Raw genomic sequence first — 17,615 nt, 5'->3', positions numbered from 1 at the left:
AGAGCGAGATGCCGCTCGACGAGGCCAAGGATGAGCTGCTCCAGCGAGCCGCCCAGAGATGCGCCGCCGGAAACGACCATGTGACCCCCGAGGAGGCGCTGGCCTTCCTGCGCGTCTACTACCGGCATGTCGCCCCGGAGGACCTGCTCGACCGCAACCCCATTGACGTGTACGGCCCGGCGATGTCGCACAAGCAGCTGGCCGAGGTGCGACCGCAGGGCAGGGCGGTGGTCAGGGCGTTCACCCCCACCTTGGAGGACAACGGCTGGGACCCCGGCCATTCGGTGGTCGAGGTCGTCACCGACGACATGCCGTTCCTCGTGGACTCGGTGACGATGGAGCTGGACCGCCTCGACATCGGCATCCATCTGGTCGTCCACCCGCAGATGCGGGTACGCCGCGACATGACGGGCAAGATGCTCGGCCGCGGCCAGGAGGACGTGACCGGTCAGATGCTGGTCGAGTCGTGGATCCACATCGAGGTCGACCGCCAGGCCGACCCCGAGGTGCTCAAGCGCCTCGAAGCCGACATCCTGCGCGTGCTGTCGGACGTCCGCCACGCCGTCGAGGACTTCGCCAAGATGCGGGCTCTGGCCGTGCAGACCGCGGAGGACCTCACGCTCAATCCGCCGCCGCTGGAGCCCGCCGAGGTCGAGGACAGCCTCGACCTGCTGCGCTGGCTGGCCGACGGGCACTTCACCTTCCTCGGCTACCGCGAGTACCGCCTGGAGGAGACCGAGGAGGGCGACGCGCTGCGCTCGCTGCCCGGCGCGGCGCTCGGCATCCTGCGCGACGACCGGGTCGGCTCGGAGAGCTTCTCCACCCTGCCGGCCGAGGTACGCGCCAAGGCCCGCGAGAAGCAGTTGCTCATCATCACCAAGGCCAACTCGCGGGCGACCGTCCACCGGGCCGCCTACCTCGACTACATCGGGGTCAAGCTCTTCTCGCCCGACGGCGAGGTCGTGGGCGAGCGCCGCTTCCTCGGCCTGTTCACGCACGTGGCGTACAACGAGTCGATCTCCCGCATCCCGGTGCTGCGCCGCAAGCTCGCCGAGGTGCTGGACAAGGCGGGACTCGCCGCCGACAGCCACGACGGCAAGGACCTCATCGAGATCCTGGAGACCTTCCCGCGCGACGAACTGTTCCAGACCTCGGTCGAGCAGCTTGTCCCGATCGCGATGGGCGTGCTGCGGCTGCGCGAGCGCAAGCAGGTCAGGCTGTTCCTGCGGCGCGACGACTACGGCCGCTACATCTCCTGCCTCATCTACCTGCCGCGCGACCGCTACACCACCAAGGTCCGGCTCAAGATGCAGGAGCTCCTGCTCAAGGCACTCGGTGGCAGCACGCTCGACTACAGCGCGATGATCGGCGAGTCCGCGCTGGCCCGCCTGCACCTGGTGGTGCGCGGCGAGCGCGGCAAGCAGCTCCCGCCCCCTGGCGTGGACGTCGAGGAACTGGAGTCGCGGCTGGCCGCGATCACCCGCTCCTGGGAGGACGACCTGGCGAGCGCCCTGTCCGAGATGACCTCGGAGGAGGAGGCCCCCGGGCTCATCCGGCGCTACCAGTCGGCCTTCCCCGAGGGGTACAAGGCCGACTTCCCGCCGAAGATGGCCGTGGTCGACCTGCGCCGGCTGGAGCAGCTCGTCGGCGCGCCCGACGGCGAGGTCGGCATCAACCTCTACGAGCCCTACGACGCCGCGGAGGGCGAGCGCCGGCTCAAGATCTACAAGGTCGGCACCCCGATCTCCCTGTCCAAGGTGCTCCCGCTCATCCAGCGCCTCGGCGTCGAGGTGGTCGACGAGCGGCCGTACGAGGTCGACAGGGACAACGACCCGGCCACCAAGAACGCCTGGATCTACGACTTCGGGCTGCACTACACACCCTCGCCAGAGGTCGACCGCAACGACTTCAAGCGCCTGTTCCAGGACGCGCTCGGCGCGCTGTGGAAGGGCGAGATCCAGGCCGACAACTTCAACGCGCTCGTCCTGTCGGCGGGGCTCACCTGGGAACAGGTCGAGATCCTGCGCGTCTACGCCAAGTACCTGCGCCAGGCCGGCACCACCTTCAGCCAGCGCTACATGGAGCGCGTGCTCGGCGGCAACGTACGGCTGGCCAGGCTGCTGGTGCGCCTGTTCGAGGCCAGGCTCGACCCGCGGCGCCCCGACGACGTCCGCGCCGACCTGGTCGAGGCGCTCACCGAGGAGATCCTGGGCGCGCTGGACGAGGTGGCCTCGCTCGACGAGGACCGCATCCTGCGGGCCTACCTGGAGATGATCCAGGCCACCCTGCGCACGAACTACTTCCAGAGCGGGGCCGACGGGCAGCGCAAGGCGTACATCGCGCTGAAGTTCGACCCGCTGGCGATCAGCGTGCTCCCCCTGCCCCGGCCGAAGTACGAGATCTTCGTCTACTCGCCGCGGGTCGAGGGCGTGCACCTGCGCTTCGGCAAGGTCGCGCGCGGCGGCCTGCGCTGGTCGGACCGGATGGAGGACTTCAGGACCGAGATCCTCGGCCTGGTCAAGGCGCAGATGGTGAAGAACACCGTCATCGTGCCCACGGGCTCCAAGGGCGGATTCGTGGTCAAGCGCCCACCGGCCGGCGGCGGCAGGGAGGAGCTGATGGCCGAGGGCATCGACTGCTACCGCACCTTCATCTCCGGCCTGCTCGACGTCACCGACAACCTGGTGGACGGCAAGGTCGTGCCGCCGCCGGACACCGTCAGGCACGACGGCGACGACACCTACCTGGTCGTCGCCGCCGACAAGGGCACCGCGACGTTCTCCGACATCGCCAACAGCGTCGCCAAGGAGTACGGGTTTTGGCTCGGCGACGCGTTCGCCTCAGGCGGGTCCGTCGGCTACGACCACAAGGCCATGGGCATCACGGCGCGCGGCGCTTGGGAGTCGGTGAAGTACCACTTCCGCACCACCGGCGTGGACATCCAGCACACCGACTTCACCGTGGCCGGCATCGGCGACATGTCCGGCGACGTCTTCGGCAACGGCATGCTGCTGTCCCAGCACATCCGGCTCCTGGCCGCCTTCGACCACCGGCACATCTTCATCGACCCCGACCCCGACGCGGACCGCTCGTTCGCCGAGCGGCGCCGGTTGTTCGAGCTGCCGCGCAGCTCCTGGGCCGACTACGACGCCGAGCTGATCTCGGCCGGCGGCGGCGTGTTCGCGCGTACCGCCAAGTCCGTCCAGATCTCGCCGCAGATCCGCCAGGCGCTGGGCATCGCCGAGGGCATCACGTCGATGGCGCCCAACGACCTGATCAGCGCCATCCTCAAGGCCCCGGTCGACCTGCTGTGGAACGGCGGCATCGGCACCTACGTCAAGGCCTCCACCGAGTCCAACGCCGACGTCGGCGACAAGGCCAACGACGGGCTGCGGGTCAACGCCGCCGAGCTGCGATGCAAGGTCATCGGCGAGGGCGGCAACCTGGGCTTCACCCAGCTCGCCCGCATCGAGTTCGCGCTCAACGGCGGCCTGGTCAACACCGACTTCATCGACAACTCCGCCGGCGTCGACACCTCCGACCACGAGGTCAACATCAAGATCCTGCTCGACCAGGTCGTACGCGACGGCGAGCTGACCGACAAGCAGCGCAACCAGGTCTTCACCTCGATGACCGACGAGGTCGCCAACCTGGTCCTGCGCGACAACTACAACCAGAACGTGGTCCTGGCCGCCGCCCGCGCCCAGGGCCCCGAGATGCTCCACATCCACGCCCGATACCTGCGCAAGCTGGAACGCGACGGGCTGGTCAACCGCGAGCTGGAGTTCCTGCCCTCGGACAAGCAACTGGCGGAACGCCGCCAGGCCAGGCTCGGCCTGACCGCGCCCGAGTTCTCGGTCCTGCTCGCCTACACCAAGCTCGTGGTCGACGCCGAACTGCTCGGCTCCGACCTGCCCGACGACCCCGCGCTGGCCTCGTGGCTGGTGTCGTACTTCCCGTCGGCGCTGCGCGAACGTTTCCGCTCGTACATGGACGCCCACCCGCTGCGCCGCGAGATCATCACCACCTGCGTGGTGAACGAGCTGGTCAACTCGGCCGGAACCACGTTCATGTTCCGCCTGGGCGAGGAGACCGGCGCCTCCACGCCGGACATCGTGCGCGCCTGGCTGGTCACCCGCGAGGTCTTCGACCTGGCCAGCTTCTTCCGCGCGGTGGAATCGCTCGACAACAAGGCCGACACCTCCACGCAGATCGCCATGCTCCTGGAGGCGCGCAAGCTCGCCGAGCGCGGCACCCGGTGGCTGCTCAACAACCGCCGCCCGCCGATGGACCTGTCCGGTTCGGTGAACTTCTTCGTCAAGGGCGTCAACGGGCTCCTCTCGCACATCCCCAAGCTGCTCACCGGCCCCGACCTGGCCGCGTTCGAGGAGCGCCGCGACGCGTTCGTGGCCCGCGGGGTGCCGATGGAGCTGGCCGAGCGGTCGGCCTCGATGGTGCCCGCCTACTCCACGTTCGACCTGGTCGAGGTCAGCTCGCTGACGAACCGGCCGGTCAACGAGGTGGCCGAGGTCTACTTCGACCTCGCCGACCGCCTGCAGCTCGCCCAGCTCCGCGAACGCGTCATCGCGCTGCCCCGGGACAACCGGTGGAACGCGATGGCCCGATCCGCGCTGCGCGACGACCTGTACGCGGCGCACGCCTCCCTCACCCGCGACGTCCTGGCCCACACGGCGCCGGGCGCGTCACCGGAGGAGCGGCTGGCCCGGTGGTCGGAGTCCAACTCGGCGGCGGTCGGGCGGGCTCGCCAGACGCTGTCGGAGATCTGGGAGAGCGACAACTTCGACCTCGCCACGCTGTCGGTCGCGCTGCGCGCCATCCGCACGCTGGTCTCGGCCAGCAACCTGCCGCACACGGAGTGAACCTCCCGGTCCCGGGTCCCGTGCGGGCCCGGGACCGGCCGGCGGTACGGCGTGGCGGCGCGCTGCCACGTCCGACGTGAGAAGCGCCCGACGATCGGCGGCCACCCACGGCGGCGGGAGGCGCCTGCTTGGCTTGCCGTAACGGATAGAGAAGGGTCAGTCGCCTGAAGCGCGGGTGACGCCGCCGTCGTGGGCGATCACCTCGGCGCGCGTCGGGGCGGACGCGGGTGGGACCGACGTCGCGTACTGGTGGATCTCCGACACCTTCAGCGAGCGCCGCAGCTTGGCGGCCGAGATCGCCCAGCGCGCGTCGTCGGGCACCGGAATGCCGTCGCTCTCCGCGCTCTTCGTCGCGGGCGTGGTCGTGGAGGTCCTGGTCAGCGTGTACTGGATGAGCGCGCCGCCGTCCTTGGTACGCAGCGCGAACACGGGGTACTCGCCCGCGCTCAGGATCGAGTCGTAGGTGAACCCGTCCTGCTCCCAGCGCGCCCGGTCCTCGGCGATCTGCGAGGCGATGTCCGTCGTGTACGGCCCCGCCGACAGCAGATCCGCGGCCACACCACCCGAGCCCGCCTCGGCCACCGTGGCATGCAGCGGCGCCATGAACTTGGGCCCGATCAGCACGCCCTTGTCGTCCGGCGGGACCGCCGTGGCGTACCCCTGGGCGTCGACCTCGACCTCCGGCACCTTCTCCCCGGGCAGCAGCCGCGCCGCCGAGCTCAGCCGCCACTTGTCGGTCGACTTCGCGAAGATGAGGAACGTCGGCTGCCCGTCGCGCGGCACCAGCACGCTGAACCACGGCGACGTCGCGTCCGCCGGGAAGCGCGGCACGAGCATCGTCGGCTGCCCCCACGTGCGCAGCGGCGGCCGGCCGCCGCTGGAGTCGAACGCCGCCGAGGTGAGGTCGCGCAGCCCGTCGCGGGTCAGGTCGACGGCGAACCTGAGGTCGCCGGCGGTGCGCAGCACGTCGTCGGTCGCGGTGATCTCGGTGAAGATCTCGCGCGCCTCGTCCGGCGTGATGGCAGGGGCCTCGGGCGAGGTCGTGGGCGTGGCGGTGACCGGCCCGCCGGAGACGTTCGCGGCCCTCGTGGGCGTGGTGTCAGGGGTGCCCGAGCAGGCGACCGTCGCGGCCAGCAGGCCGGCGGCGAGCGCCAGCACCTTCCGCCGACCGTATGCACGCACCTCGCCATGTTATTCGGGCGGGCGAGGGTCGCGTACCCTTGGGAGACGTGGCACTCATCGATCCGGCAGAAGAGATCAACGAGCTCGCGGGCACGCTCCGGAGCATTCAGGACGTGCTCGACCTCGACGCGATGCGCAAGCAGATCGCGGAGCTGGAGGAGCAGGTCGCCGCGCCGGATCTGTGGGACGACCCCGAGCAGGCGCAGAAGGTGACCAGCAAGCTCTCCCACCTTCAGGGCGAGCTCAACCGGGTCGAAGGCCTCAGCCGGCGCCTCGAGGACATCGGCGTCCTCTACGAGCTGGCCGCCGAGGAAGGCGACGAGGACACCAGGACCGAGGCCGACAAGGACCTGGCCGCGCTCCGCACCGACATCGGCGCGATGGAGGTCCGCACGCTGCTGTCGGGCGAGTACGACGCGCGCGAGGCGCTGATCACGATCAACTCCCAGGCCGGCGGCGTCGACGCGGCCGACTGGGCGGAGATGCTGCTGCGCATGTACCTGCGCTGGGCCGAGCGCAAGGGCTACTCCACCGAGGTCTACGAGACCTCCTACGCGGAGGAGGCCGGCATCAAGTCCGCCACCTTCAGCGTCAAGGCCCCCTACGCCTACGGCACGCTCCGCGGCGAGCACGGCACCCACCGGCTGGTCCGCATCAGCCCCTTCGACAACCAGGGCCGGCGCCAGACCTCATTCGCGGGCGTGGACATCGTCCCCGTGGTGGAGCAGACCGACCACATCGACATCAACGAGGACGAGCTCCGCATCGACGTCTACCGCTCCAGCGGTCCCGGCGGCCAGGGCGTCAACACCACCGACTCGGCGGTGCGCATCACCCACCTGCCGACCGGCATCGTGGTCTCCTGCCAGAACGAGCGCTCCCAGTTGCAGAACCGCGCCACCGCGATGGTCGTGCTGCAGGCCAAGCTGCTGGAGCGCAAGCGGCAGGAGGAGGCGGAGAAGATGTCGGAGCTGCGCGGCGCCACCACCACCTCATGGGGCACGCAGATCCGCAACTACGTCCTGCACCCGTACCAGATCGTGAAGGACCTGCGCACCGGTACCGAGGCGGGCAACCCGACCGCCGTGCTCGACGGCGACCTGGACGGGTTCATCGAGTCGGAGATCCGCTGGATGCGCCGTCAGGAGTCAGGCGCCAACTAGGTGCCTGGCCGCGAGGGCGAAAAAGAGAAGGACGAGCAGCACCAGGACGATCACGGCGGGGGAGAGCCCGCCGAATCCGTGCTGGTGCATCCGGTCGCGGTTGGCGCGGCAAAGTGCGCAGCGGCCCTCGATGACCGGATGGGCGCAGCGCGCGCAGACGAGGTCTTCGCAACTCATGTCAGCCCCAAGTGTAGCCGCACAATCGTTTTGTTTCCGTTATGGACGTTCCATGCCAGTCTTCCCCCTAGACTGTGCTCTGGCCAATCGGAACGTCGATCATCAGTAAAGATGGACGCCCCCGGTGGGCCGCGGCGGGAAGTGGGCATGTGCCACCCTTGCTTCCGTCCTGACCCCTAGACTGGCATGCCGTGATGCTCTCGTGATCCATTTCGATAATGTCACCAAGGTCTACGCGAACCAGAACCGGCCCGCTCTCGACCACGTCTCCGTTGACGTGGACAAGGGCGAGTTCGTGTTCCTCGTCGGTCCCTCTGGCTCAGGCAAGTCCACGTTTCTCCGCCTGATCCTCAAGGAAGAACGGCCCAATTCGGGTGCGATCCATGTCGCCGGCAAGGATCTGGCCCGACTGTCGAACTTCAAGGTGCCGCACCTGCGCCGCCGTATCGGCTGCGTCTTCCAGGACTTCCGCCTGCTCCCGAACAAGAACGTCTACGAGAACGTGGCGTTCGCGCTCGAGGTCATCGGAAAGCCGCGGCGGTTCATCCGCAAGGTGGTCCCGGAAGTCATCGAGCTGGTCGGCCTCGAAGGCAAGGCACACCGCATGCCCGACGAGCTGTCCGGCGGCGAGCAGCAGCGTGTCGCCATGGCCCGCGCTTTCGTCAACCGGCCCATGATCCTGCTGGCCGACGAGCCGACGGGCAACATCGACCCCGCGACGAGCATCGGCATCATGAAGGTGCTCGACCGCATCAACCGGACCGGTACGACGGTCGTGATGGCCACGCACGATGCGGCCATCGTCGACTCCATGCGCAAGAGGGTCGTGGAACTCGAGGACGGCAAGATCGTCCGCGACCAGTCGCGTGGCGTCTACGGCCAGGCGTACTGACAGGGAGTTACAGACACAACATGCGGGCGAACTTCATCTTCTCCGAGGTCTGGATCGGCCTCCGCCGCAACCTGACCATGACCATCGCAGTGATCATCACGGTCGCGGTCGGCATGGCGATGCTGGGTGTCGGCCTGTTGATCAACACCCAGGTCGGCATGATGAAGACCTTCTGGTACGACAAGGTCGAGATCTCGGTCTTCCTGTGCAGCAAGGACTCCGCTATGCCCGCCTGTAAGGGCAAGGGAGCCACGCCGGCCCAGGTCGAGACGCTCAAGGGCGAGATCCAGGGCATCCAGGGCGTCAAAGACGTGATCTTTGAGAACCAGGCGGAGGCCTACAAGAACTTCCAGCAGTCCTTCGGCAGCAACCAGGCGCTCGTCCAGGCCGCCCGTGCCGAGGACATGCCGGAGTCGTTCCGCGTGAAGCTGCACGACCCCGACAACTACCAGCCGGTCATCCAGGCGCTGACCGGGAAGACCGGCGTCGCCCAGGTGATCAACCACAAGGACCTGATCGGCAAGTTCTTCGAGATGCTCGACACCCTGAGATGGGCCGCCGTCATCGTGGCCATCGTCCTGGTGCTCGCCGCCGCCCTGCTGATCGGCAACACCGTCCGGTTGTCGGCCTACAACAGACGCCGGGAAACGGGCATCATGCGGCTGGTCGGGGCCTCGAACCTGTACATCCAGTTGCCGTTCGTCATGGAAGGCGTCATCGCCGGCCTGGTCGGCGGCGTCGTCGCGGCGGTCATGCTGATCGTCACGAAGGTCTTCATCTTCGAGTCTCTGACCAAGTACCTGGGCACCAGCACCGCCCTGGGCTGGGACTCCGTGGCCTCGGTCATCTCGGCCACGATGGCGATCGGCGTGTTCATCTGTGTGCTCGCATCGTTCGTGACGCTCCGCCGATACCTCAGGGTGTAGCGGAACGCCGGTACAGTCGAACCATGCCACGTGAGACCGGGCGGAAGGTCATCGCCCAGAACAAGCGTGCCCGGCACGACTTCCACGTCGAGGACACCTTCGAGGCGGGGCTCGTGCTGCAGGGCACTGAGGTGAAGTCGCTGCGCGAGGGCCGCGCCTCACTCGTCGACGGCTACGCCAGCATCGACGACGGCGAAGCGTGGCTCATGAACGTCCACATCCCCGAGTACGCGCAGGGGACGTGGACCAACCACACCGCCCGCCGTAAGCGCAAGCTGCTCCTGCACCGCAAGGAGATCGACAAGCTGGCCGCCAAGACGAAGGAGGGCGGGCTGACGATCGTGCCGCTGCAGCTCTACTTCAAGGACGGCAAGGCCAAGGTCGAGATCGGCATCGCGCGCGGCAAGAAAGACTGGGACAAGCGGCAGACCCTGGCCGATCAGCAGGCCAAGCGCGAGATGGCCAGGGCCCTACGGCAACGCAACCGATGAGCAGGGCCCGCCGTACCCTCGCCGCGGCCGTCACGCTGACGGCCGCGAGCATGACGCTGACCGGCTGCTTCGAGGAGCCGTCGGCGCACGACGCCGTGCGCGACTTCCTGGTCGGCTGGCAGTCGGAGGACTACGAGCTGGCCGCGAGCCGTGCCGACGGAGACCCGGCCGTCGTCCGCAAGGCGCTCGAAGCCGCCAAGCTCGACCTTGACGCCGCCTCCTTCCGCTTTCGGGTGAAGTCACTCAACCGGCAGGGCGACGCCTCGACCGCCCAGTTCGGCGCCGAGGTGGACCTGGGCGAGAACAGCCCGCTGTGGGAGTACGAGAGCACGCTTCCGCTGCACCTGGTCAACGGCGTGTGGAAAGTGCGCTGGTCGCAGTCGGTGCTGCATCCGCAGCTCAAGGACGGGCAGCGGCTCGCCGTACGCCCGAGCTCCGAGCCCCGCCAGAAGGTCGTCGACCGCACCGGAGAGGCGCTCCAGCGGCCCGGCAGGCTCTACGTCGTCGGCGTGACCCCGTCCGCGCTCGGCGACCAGACCTCCAGCGTCGTCAAGCAGCTGGCCGTGATCACCGGTTTCGCCGAGGACCGCCTGCTGAGCCGGGTACGGTCCTCGCCGCCCGGCGACTTCGTGCAGCTCGCCACGTTCGGCCGGGACCGCTACCTGCAGGTACAGCAGAAGATCGCGGAGATCCGCCCGAAGGTTCACGTCCAGCCCCAGGACCAGCCGGTCGACCCGGCCCCGCCGCGCGACATCGTCGGCAAGGTCGGCGCGCTCACCCCGGAGACCGAGGTCAAGCTCGGCGGCCCGCAGCGCGCCGGCGACTCGGTCGGCCGCAACGGCCTGCAGAAGGCCTACCAGAACCACCTGACGGGCTCCACGAAGACCCAGGTGATCACGCTCGACCTCGAGACCGGCGAGGACGTCGCCGTGCTGAAGGAGTGGCCGGGCCGCCCCAACGGCCCGGTCCACACCACCCTCGACAGCCTCACCCAGCAGGCCGCCGACGCCGCGGTCAGCACCACGCAGTCCGGCACGCTCGTCGCCGTCAAGGCCTCCACCGGCGAGATCCTCGCGGTGGGCGCCAAGGACATGGGCCAGGTCAAGGACGCCCTGGGCGGCAAGTACCCGGCGGGCACCGCCTTCTCCATCGTGGCCGCCGACGCCCTGCTCAAGGCGGGCGTGAAGCCCAGCCAGCGGCTGCGCTGCCCCGCCGAGCGGACGGTGGGCGGCGCCAGGTTCGTCCTGACCGGCCAGACGCAGCAGCCCGCCGCCACCTTCCAGGAGAGCTTCGCAAGAGGCTGCGTGACCGCCCTCGCCTCGCTGGCCCGCCGGGTCGAACCCGAGCAGCTCAAGCGCAGCGCCGAGGCCTATGGCATCGGCGTCAACTGGCAGCTCCCCCTCAAGGCGTTCACCGGCAAGATGCCCAGCCTGGCCACCGACGCGGAGAAGGCCCAGGCCATCGCCGGCCAGAACGTCGAGGTCAGCCCGCTGTCCATGGCGCTCGTGGCCGCGGCGGTCAAATCCGGCACCTGGCGGCCGCCGTCGCTGGTGACCAGCCCCGACCGCCCCGACCCCGCCGCCGAGCAACTCGCCGTCAAGCCGCCCGCCAGCGTGCCGGTCGATCCCTCCGTCCGCACCGCCCTCACCGCGATGATGAAGGCCGGCGTCGCCAGCTCGCCGGCCGCGCAGGCGGGAGCAGGCAGGGTGTACGGCGTGGCCGCCGCCGTGCCGAGCCAGCAACTTGGCTGGTTTGTCGGCTGGCAGGGGGATGTGGCGGTAGCCGTACTGACCAAGAACTCCGACGCCGCCGCGACGGCGGGTCGCTTCTTCGGAGCGCTCCGTAACCCTGGGTGATTTTCTCGAGACGGTGAGCAACCAATCTGATCCCCTGCTGCGTCTTACTGGATGACTGGGCCCGCTCGGGGGGTTGCGGACTCAGTCACCGTGACGAGACAGGACTTCATCTCGGGGGAAGTCCTGCCGTCCGGACCGGCTCGACCCTGCCGGTCGACCCCGGGGATGCGTGCTGCTGTGCCGCGTCTCCGGGGTTTCGGCATGTCCGGCGGAATATGAGTTGGCGTTGGCGGTGTTGTGGGGAGTATCTTCTTGTTGCTCGGTCGCTTCGGTGGCCGTGTTGACAACAGAACATGGGGGTGACTGGCTTCGACTTCGACTTTGCAAGTCAGGGGAAGCGGGCCGAGGACGGCGGACATAACCTCGTTAACACTGTGACCGCAAACAATAAGTGCCAATAAGAAGCACTCTGAGGTCAGCCAGGGTTCCCTGGCTCTCGCTGCCTAAGTAGCGAAACCTCTGTCAGCCTGAGCACGCCCTCGGCTCAGGACCTGGCATCGTTAGAGGGTTCCACCGCTCGACCCGGCCACGGGGGAGAGCGGGAAATCAAACAGTGGCTGAGCCTGTCGGCGACGCGCCTGCGTGAGCGCCGGGGCTGAGAACACGTTAAGCAGGCTGCGCCCGGAGAAGCCCTGATTTGGGGTTGAAGGACGCGGGTTCGATTCCCGCCACCTCCACCATGTGGGTGTTACTCGAACACGGCTCGTGCAGGGCCTTGGCGAGTAGCGCCGAAGCGGCGGTGTCCTTGTGGACATCGCCGCTTTTGTCGTTTCTGAACGGGGCGATGACGTCGGTAGGGTCTTCTGCCGCTACGGCGGGGGAGTCGTCGGCGTCCAGGTAGAGCCTGTGGAAGAACGCCTGGTTGAGCATCCGGCGGGACTTCTCGTCGGCCATGGCGTACAGCTCATGAGGGTTCGTCAGAAGGTCCAGGACCATGCTGAGGGCGGCATGGCCGTCCGTGAGTTGAGGGTCGTCGGCGCGAGTGAGCCGGGCTTTCGCGCGGGCGCGTTGGTCGCGGAGGTCGCGTAGCCGCTTCGAGAGCTTCTCGCGTGGCCAGTCGGGATCGCCGACCAGGTCTAGGTACTGGTCCTCTTGCTGGTCGAGCTTGGCGAGTTGCTTCTTGATCTCTGCGCGGAGGGCGTCCCTGGTTGCGGCATTGTCGGTCATCGCGGCGTTCATCGCCGTGGTGATGCGCTCGCGTAGTCCGGCTGGTAGCGCGAGGGTGGCGTAGTGGCCGGCGACCGCGGCTTCCACCTCCATGATCGGCAGGTAGGGCAGGTCGCAGGTGCGGTTCTGGCGTCCGCGGCAGATGAAGTAGAAGTACTGGACTCCGCTCTTGCTGCGGCCAGGCATGATCATCAAGCGGTGTCTGCTGCGATGGCACCAGATGGAACCCTTGAGGTAGTGGTGGTGGGTGCGGGCCCGGGTGCCGGCACCGCGCTGATTGAACAGCACCTCTTGGACTCGGTTGAAGAGGTCGTGGCTGATCAAGGGTTCGTGGCGACCCTGGTACTCGATGCCTTTGTGGGTGACGTAGCCGATGTAGTAGCGGTCGCGGAGAAGCTTGCCGACCGTGTTGAGGGAGATCGGTGTTCCCGCCGGGTATCGCTTCGTGGGTCTGCTCCGCAGGCCGGCGTCTGTGAGGGCTTCGATCAGGTCGTGGAAGCCGTGCGTGCCCGTGGCGTACAGCTCGAAGGCCATGCGGACCAGCGGACCCCTCACGGGGTCGATGGCCACCGTGCGGATCTCGCGGCCCTCGAAACGTTCACGGACGTTGAGATAGCCGATCGGAGCGAGGCCGAGCGTGCCGCCGTGTGTCGCCTTCTGGCCCATCTTGTAGGAGATGTCGGCGCCCGATGCGCGGGACTGGTACTCGTTCACTCCGTCGATGACCGTGCTGACCAGGTCGCCAATGGCGGAGTCCTCGGTGTAGTCCATGATCGAGATGATCTGTGTGCCGACTGCGCGCAGGTCTCGCTTGGTGATCGCGGCGTCGATGCCGTTGCGGTGCAGGCGTGCCCGGTTGTACGTGATGACGTAATCGACGTCCTTGCGTGCCTTGATCCTGGCCATCATCTCCTGGAACTTGGGGCGGTTCTCCACGGTCGTCGCCGAGCGTCCAGGCTCCACGTATTCGTCCACGATCTCCGCGCCCAACTCGGCGCAGCGCCGTTGGCACGCGACGCGCTGAGCGGGCAGAGAGATGCCCTCGGGGTCGTAGTCGGTATCGACCTGGCCGCGAGAGGAGACACGGAGATACAGAACCGCTCGTTTGGTCATGGCCGCTCCGCCTTCTGCGTGGAGTGGGTAACGATGATCGTGTGGATCTGGGCTATCGCCTCATCCGGCAGGCCGTACTCGGTGCGGAGGACGGCGTCCAGGTCTGTGGGCGGGGCGGAGATGCCCGCGTGGGCGAACATCTCCGCAGGGTTGAGCTTGAGTACCTTGGCGATGTTGATGAGGTTCGCCGCAGACGGGTTGTCGATGTCGTCGCTCATCAGCCGATAGATCGAGGACAGGTGGATGCCGGTCTCGCGCGCGAGGCGGCGGAGGCTGTAGCCGGCCTGCCGGCGTGCGGCTTGGAGGTAGGCGCCCAGCGTCATGATGAGCTCCGAAAGGTGGCTGGTCTTCCACGCTACTCCTCGTGTTTCGATTTCGGAACACCTTCGAGTCGTCGGGCGATGCGGATGAGGGCTTGTGTGAGTAGGTCGGTGTCCATGGGGTTGCGGGGTTTGGCATGGACTCGTATTCGGGACAGGCATCCTCACCTCCTTACGCTCCGTGTTCGTGCTTCGTGCACGTGCACGGCCCGCATGCGTCCCTACGCGCGCAGACGCGCGCGAGGCGTGCACGTGCACATGGTTACGGACTGTGAGGTGTGGCCCGCCAGCGACCGCGGGCTATCTGCTCGGCGGACTTGGCGCGGGCGAGTTCGTCGAGGCGGTAGTAGACCCAGCGGCGGCCCATCCCGGTTGCCGAGATCAGGTCGCCGATCGCGATGCCTTCGGGGGGAGCATCGGCCAGTGCGTCTTTCAACGCTTGCTCGGCGTCGTCGGCTCGGGTTTCTCGTCGCGGTTCCGTTTCCGGAGTGGATTCGAGCGCGGCGGCCGATACCGCGTCGAGTCGTGGACGGCCGGCGCTGTGGCGGTCGGCCGTGGCTTGCACATGGGTGTCGGTGAGGAGATAGGTACGGGCTCGGCGCGGGGTGTCGTGCTCGGGGGCGGTGATGAGGAACTTGCCGGGAGCGTCGAGGCGATGGGCATGCCATCCGGCTTTGAGCATGCCTTGTCCCAGGATCAGGTCTACGTCGCGTTGTTCGCGGACGCGGCAGGCGATGCGTACGTCCATCTGGGACCGGACGGCGCCCTTGCCCATGGCCTTCTGCGAGGGGCGCTGGGTGGCGGCCACGAGTTGCACGGCGATGGCGCGTCCGCGGCGGGCGATGGAGTCCGCGTGGCGCAGGGCGTTGGGAGCGTCGTCGGAGAGTTCGGCGTACTCGTCGATGAGGATCACCAGTGCGGGCATGGCGGGGGAGGGATTCCAGACGCGTTCGCCGGCTCGTGCGAGGTGATCGGCGCGGGCGTCGAGGATCGTGACGCCGTCGGCCAAGAGCGCTTCGGCTTCCTGCGGGGTGGTGGCGATCCTGTCGAGGCAAGATGACCAGGGCATGAGTTCCATGCCGCCCTTGAGGTCGATTCCCCACAGGATGACGTCCGGGCAGGCGGTCAACTCGCCCATGACGACGTTGACGGTGCCGCTCTTGCCCGCTCCCGCGATGCCGCCCAGCAGGGCATGCCTGCGGAGCAGGGAGACGCGTACGGGGGTGCCGTCCTCGAAGAGCCCGAGCTTGACCGGTTGGGTGATGGAGGTGATGGACGGGCCTGGCCACGTGATCGCGTCGGCGTGTGGATCTGTTTCGATCACGCGGACATCTGCCCGGTTGGCCTCTCCAGTAGGAACGGGCTGTACTCGGATGGCACCGCGCTTGGCGCTGAGAGCCGACTCCAGCGCGGGGATGCGATTGACGGCGTCCTCCACGGTCTGGCCCATGCCGAGCGCGAGGCGGAAGCGGTAGCCCCAGACGTCCACGATCGCCGATTGCACGCGGGAGCCTGCCAGGGAGACGGCGTCCGCGATGTGAGGCCAGGCCGCCAAGGTGCGCTCCACCCGGACGCGGGCACGTCGGCGACGGTGTGCCCACCAGGGCACGGCCAGCAGGATGCCTCCGCCAGCGAGCACGAGTGGCAACGGTTCGGCGAACGGCCCCAGATGCGTGGCGATGGCCAGCCATCCTCCGGCGAAGGCCGTTGCCATGGCGGCGTAGGCACGTTCGATCGGACGGGTGAGGTTGACCCATCGTCCGGCGTAGATCAGAGCGGCAGCGAGGACGGCCGTGGAGCCCGCGATGGTAGGCCACCAGGGGCGATAGAGGTGGTGGAGCATCAGCCCTATCCCCATGAGCCAGACCGCCACGGCCACGGGGGCGAGTTCGGAGCGGTAGCGCCACAGCCATCGTCCGATGCTGGTGACGACCAGAGGGGCGAATTCGAGGTCATCCGTGATGGAGGCGACAGGTTGGACCCCGTACCGGCGCATACGGCGGGCGTCTCGGCGCATGCGGTGACGCGAGGTGCGACTCATAGAGCCCCACCCCCACGCGGGAGGGATTGGTGGGCGAGTTCGTCTCGCAGGTACCACAGCGGGTCGCGTTCACCCTCACGATGGGCGGCGAGGGTCGCCTCTGCTGCGGCTATCAGATTGGCACGCTCATAGCGGACGCTGGCCAGTTCGGCGCGGAGTTCGTCGAGTTCGCCGGCCAGCGCGTGAGCGTCGGCCAAGGCGGTGTGCAGGTGTTCCCAGACGGGAGCGTGGGCGGGGGTGGCACGCGCGAGCGTGGTCACCAGGTGGACGGCGGTGTGATTGCGGGAGAGAACCTCCAGAAGGTCAGCGTGTGGGTATGGGTGTCGGTGGGTCATAGGCGATCACCTCTCCGAGTCGGTGGTTGCGGTCTCCGTTGTGGATCTTGAGTTGGTCGGTCATGGGTGATGATCACTCCTTTGAGGTCAGCGGGTGGTGATCAGGTCGAGAAGCCCGTTCAGCACGTGGCGTATGTCGGGAGCCAGCGCGGTTGCCGCGAGCAGGAACCCGAACAGCGTGCAGACGATGGCCTGCCACAGGCGTAGCCCGAGATAGCGCAGAGCGATGATGACGGCTACGCCCATGAGCAGGACCAGCGGAACCGAGATCGACACGGCCCATCACCTCCTTTCATGTTCCGTACGGGCTCAGATGCCGTCGTGGTGGGCCTTACGCCGGCGCCATCGGGCACGGGCGCGACACTTCACGCAGGCGCGGTTCCCGGGGAGTACGGCAGCGCCGCACGGACATCCGCCGACGAGCGATCGGGGGAGGGGTTTCAAGGGCAGTCACCTCCTCTCCGGGCAGAGGGCGGGGAACTGTTCGCAGTAGTGGGAGTAGGCGCCGATCAGGCGTCGTGTCATCCGCTCGGCGTGGCTCGCCTGGTTGCCGTCGAGGCGTCGCCGGCCGTCCTCGGCGCGGATGGCGATCACCACGATCAGGAACAGCACGAACGTGATGAGGGCCAGGACCAGGGCGGCGATAACGATTAAGAGGGGGATGTCCATGGACGGCTCATGCCCCTGAGCCGTAATGGAGGCGGAAGTTCGAGCGGTAGGACTGATGGGCGTCGTAGGCGTCCGCGGCCTCCTGCTCGATGGCCACGATCGTGTACTCGACGCTGCCCAGCACCAGCGTGGCGAAGTGCTGTCCGGAACGCCGCTGTACGGGAAGACCGTGAAGCGCGGACACCCGCTCAACCTCGGCGATCGCTTCCGCGTCGGTGTCGAAGCTCGGATGGAAACTGAGGCTCACGACGCCGTGATCAGAGACTGGCAGCGTGGGGTGGTCTTCCAGGTACCTGGCGAACTGGCGCAGGTCCGCGATGAGCTGAGCGCGGCGCGCGGTGTTCTGAAGGTGGTTCATGGGGATCAGCTCCCTTCGCGAGCGGAGCGCCGACCCGATTAGGCC

General features: G+C 67.9%; 15 protein-coding genes, 1 other RNA gene and 1 pseudogene. 8 read left to right on the top strand and 9 right to left on the bottom strand.

The window, feature by feature from the left end; all coding sequences use genetic code 11:
- Positions 1-8 precede the first annotated feature (8 nt).
- Positions 9-4,880, top strand: coding sequence for an NAD-glutamate dehydrogenase (locus ACFWYW_RS12365; protein WP_379609817.1), 4,872 nt, complete (start codon positions 9-11; stop codon positions 4,878-4,880).
- A 156-nt stretch (positions 4,881-5,036) separates the two neighbouring features.
- Here the strand turns inward: ACFWYW_RS12365 and ACFWYW_RS12360 are convergent, their stop codons facing one another.
- Positions 5,037-6,062, bottom strand: coding sequence for a hypothetical protein (locus tag ACFWYW_RS12360; RefSeq protein WP_379609816.1), 1,026 nt, complete (start codon positions 6,060-6,062; stop codon positions 5,037-5,039).
- A gap of 47 nt (positions 6,063-6,109) precedes the next feature.
- Here ACFWYW_RS12360 and prfB point away from each other — a divergent pair, with 47 nt between their 5' ends.
- On the top strand, positions 6,110-7,225 hold the full coding sequence (gene prfB, locus ACFWYW_RS12355; RefSeq protein ID WP_379609815.1) for a peptide chain release factor 2: 1,116 nt from the start codon (positions 6,110-6,112) through the stop codon (positions 7,223-7,225).
- Here prfB and ACFWYW_RS12350 read toward each other — a convergent pair.
- Positions 7,211-7,402, bottom strand: coding sequence for a hypothetical protein (locus ACFWYW_RS12350; protein ID WP_379609814.1), 192 nt, complete (start codon positions 7,400-7,402; stop codon positions 7,211-7,213). The two genes, prfB and ACFWYW_RS12350, sit on opposite strands and share 15 nt — an antisense overlap.
- 202 nt (positions 7,403-7,604) lie before the next feature.
- Here ACFWYW_RS12350 and ftsE point away from each other — a divergent pair, with 202 nt between their 5' ends.
- The 6 genes from ftsE (at position 7,605) to ACFWYW_RS12320 (ending at position 12,596) form a co-directional block, all read left to right on the top strand.
- Complete coding sequence (gene ftsE, locus ACFWYW_RS12345) at positions 7,605-8,294, top strand: cell division ATP-binding protein FtsE (RefSeq protein WP_091079803.1); 690 nt, start codon at positions 7,605-7,607, stop codon at positions 8,292-8,294.
- A 20-nt stretch (positions 8,295-8,314) separates the two neighbouring features.
- Positions 8,315-9,220, top strand: coding sequence for a permease-like cell division protein FtsX (gene ftsX / locus ACFWYW_RS12340; protein ID WP_379609813.1), 906 nt, complete (start codon positions 8,315-8,317; stop codon positions 9,218-9,220).
- 23 nt (positions 9,221-9,243) lie between these two features.
- Positions 9,244-9,711, top strand: coding sequence for an SsrA-binding protein SmpB (smpB, locus tag ACFWYW_RS12335; protein WP_379609812.1), 468 nt, complete (start codon positions 9,244-9,246; stop codon positions 9,709-9,711).
- A complete protein-coding gene (locus ACFWYW_RS12330) occupies positions 9,708-11,567 on the top strand; it encodes a penicillin-binding transpeptidase domain-containing protein (RefSeq protein WP_379640975.1) in 1,860 nt (619 codons plus the stop codon). Before smpB ends, ACFWYW_RS12330 begins: the two co-directional genes overlap by 4 nt.
- A gap of 295 nt (positions 11,568-11,862) precedes the next feature.
- Positions 11,863-12,247: a transfer-messenger RNA gene (gene ssrA, locus ACFWYW_RS12325) on the top strand.
- A 67-nt stretch (positions 12,248-12,314) separates the two neighbouring features.
- Positions 12,315-12,596, top strand: a complete 282-nt coding sequence (locus ACFWYW_RS12320; RefSeq protein WP_379609809.1) for a hypothetical protein — start codon at positions 12,315-12,317, stop codon at positions 12,594-12,596.
- A 432-nt stretch (positions 12,597-13,028) separates the two neighbouring features.
- On the opposite strand, the pseudogene ACFWYW_RS12315 reads toward ACFWYW_RS12320, so the two are convergent.
- The 7 genes and pseudogenes from ACFWYW_RS12315 to ACFWYW_RS12285 all read right to left on the bottom strand — a co-directional run.
- Positions 13,029-13,847: pseudogene (locus ACFWYW_RS12315) on the bottom strand (recombinase family protein); the annotation flags it as partial.
- Positions 13,844-14,170, bottom strand: a complete 327-nt coding sequence (locus ACFWYW_RS12310; protein WP_379609808.1) for a helix-turn-helix domain-containing protein — start codon at positions 14,168-14,170, stop codon at positions 13,844-13,846. The pseudogene ACFWYW_RS12315 and the gene ACFWYW_RS12310, both read right to left, overlap by 4 nt.
- 259 nt (positions 14,171-14,429) lie before the next feature.
- A complete protein-coding gene (locus ACFWYW_RS12305) occupies positions 14,430-16,184 on the bottom strand; it encodes a cell division protein FtsK (RefSeq protein WP_379609807.1) in 1,755 nt (584 codons plus the stop codon).
- Positions 16,185-16,204: 20 nt separating this feature from the next.
- Positions 16,205-16,468 (bottom strand): hypothetical protein, encoded by a 264-nt coding sequence (locus ACFWYW_RS12300; RefSeq protein ID WP_379609806.1) that lies wholly within the window; start codon positions 16,466-16,468, stop codon positions 16,205-16,207.
- A gap of 162 nt (positions 16,469-16,630) precedes the next feature.
- The gene (locus ACFWYW_RS12295; RefSeq protein ID WP_379609805.1) at positions 16,631-16,819 is read right to left on the bottom strand and encodes a hypothetical protein; all 189 of its coding nucleotides are present in this window, start codon (positions 16,817-16,819) and stop codon (positions 16,631-16,633) included.
- Positions 16,820-16,993: 174 nt separating this feature from the next.
- Positions 16,994-17,212 (bottom strand): hypothetical protein, encoded by a 219-nt coding sequence (locus tag ACFWYW_RS12290; protein ID WP_379609804.1) that lies wholly within the window; start codon positions 17,210-17,212, stop codon positions 16,994-16,996.
- Positions 17,213-17,219: 7 nt separating this feature from the next.
- Complete coding sequence (locus ACFWYW_RS12285) at positions 17,220-17,570, bottom strand: hypothetical protein (RefSeq protein WP_379609803.1); 351 nt, start codon at positions 17,568-17,570, stop codon at positions 17,220-17,222.
- Positions 17,571-17,615 lie beyond the last annotated feature (45 nt).

This window comes from Nonomuraea sp. NPDC059023, assembly GCF_042740095.1.
Taxonomy (GTDB): Bacteria; Actinomycetota; Actinomycetes; order Streptosporangiales; family Streptosporangiaceae; genus Nonomuraea.
This window is presented reverse-complemented; position numbering and strand designations above follow the sequence as displayed.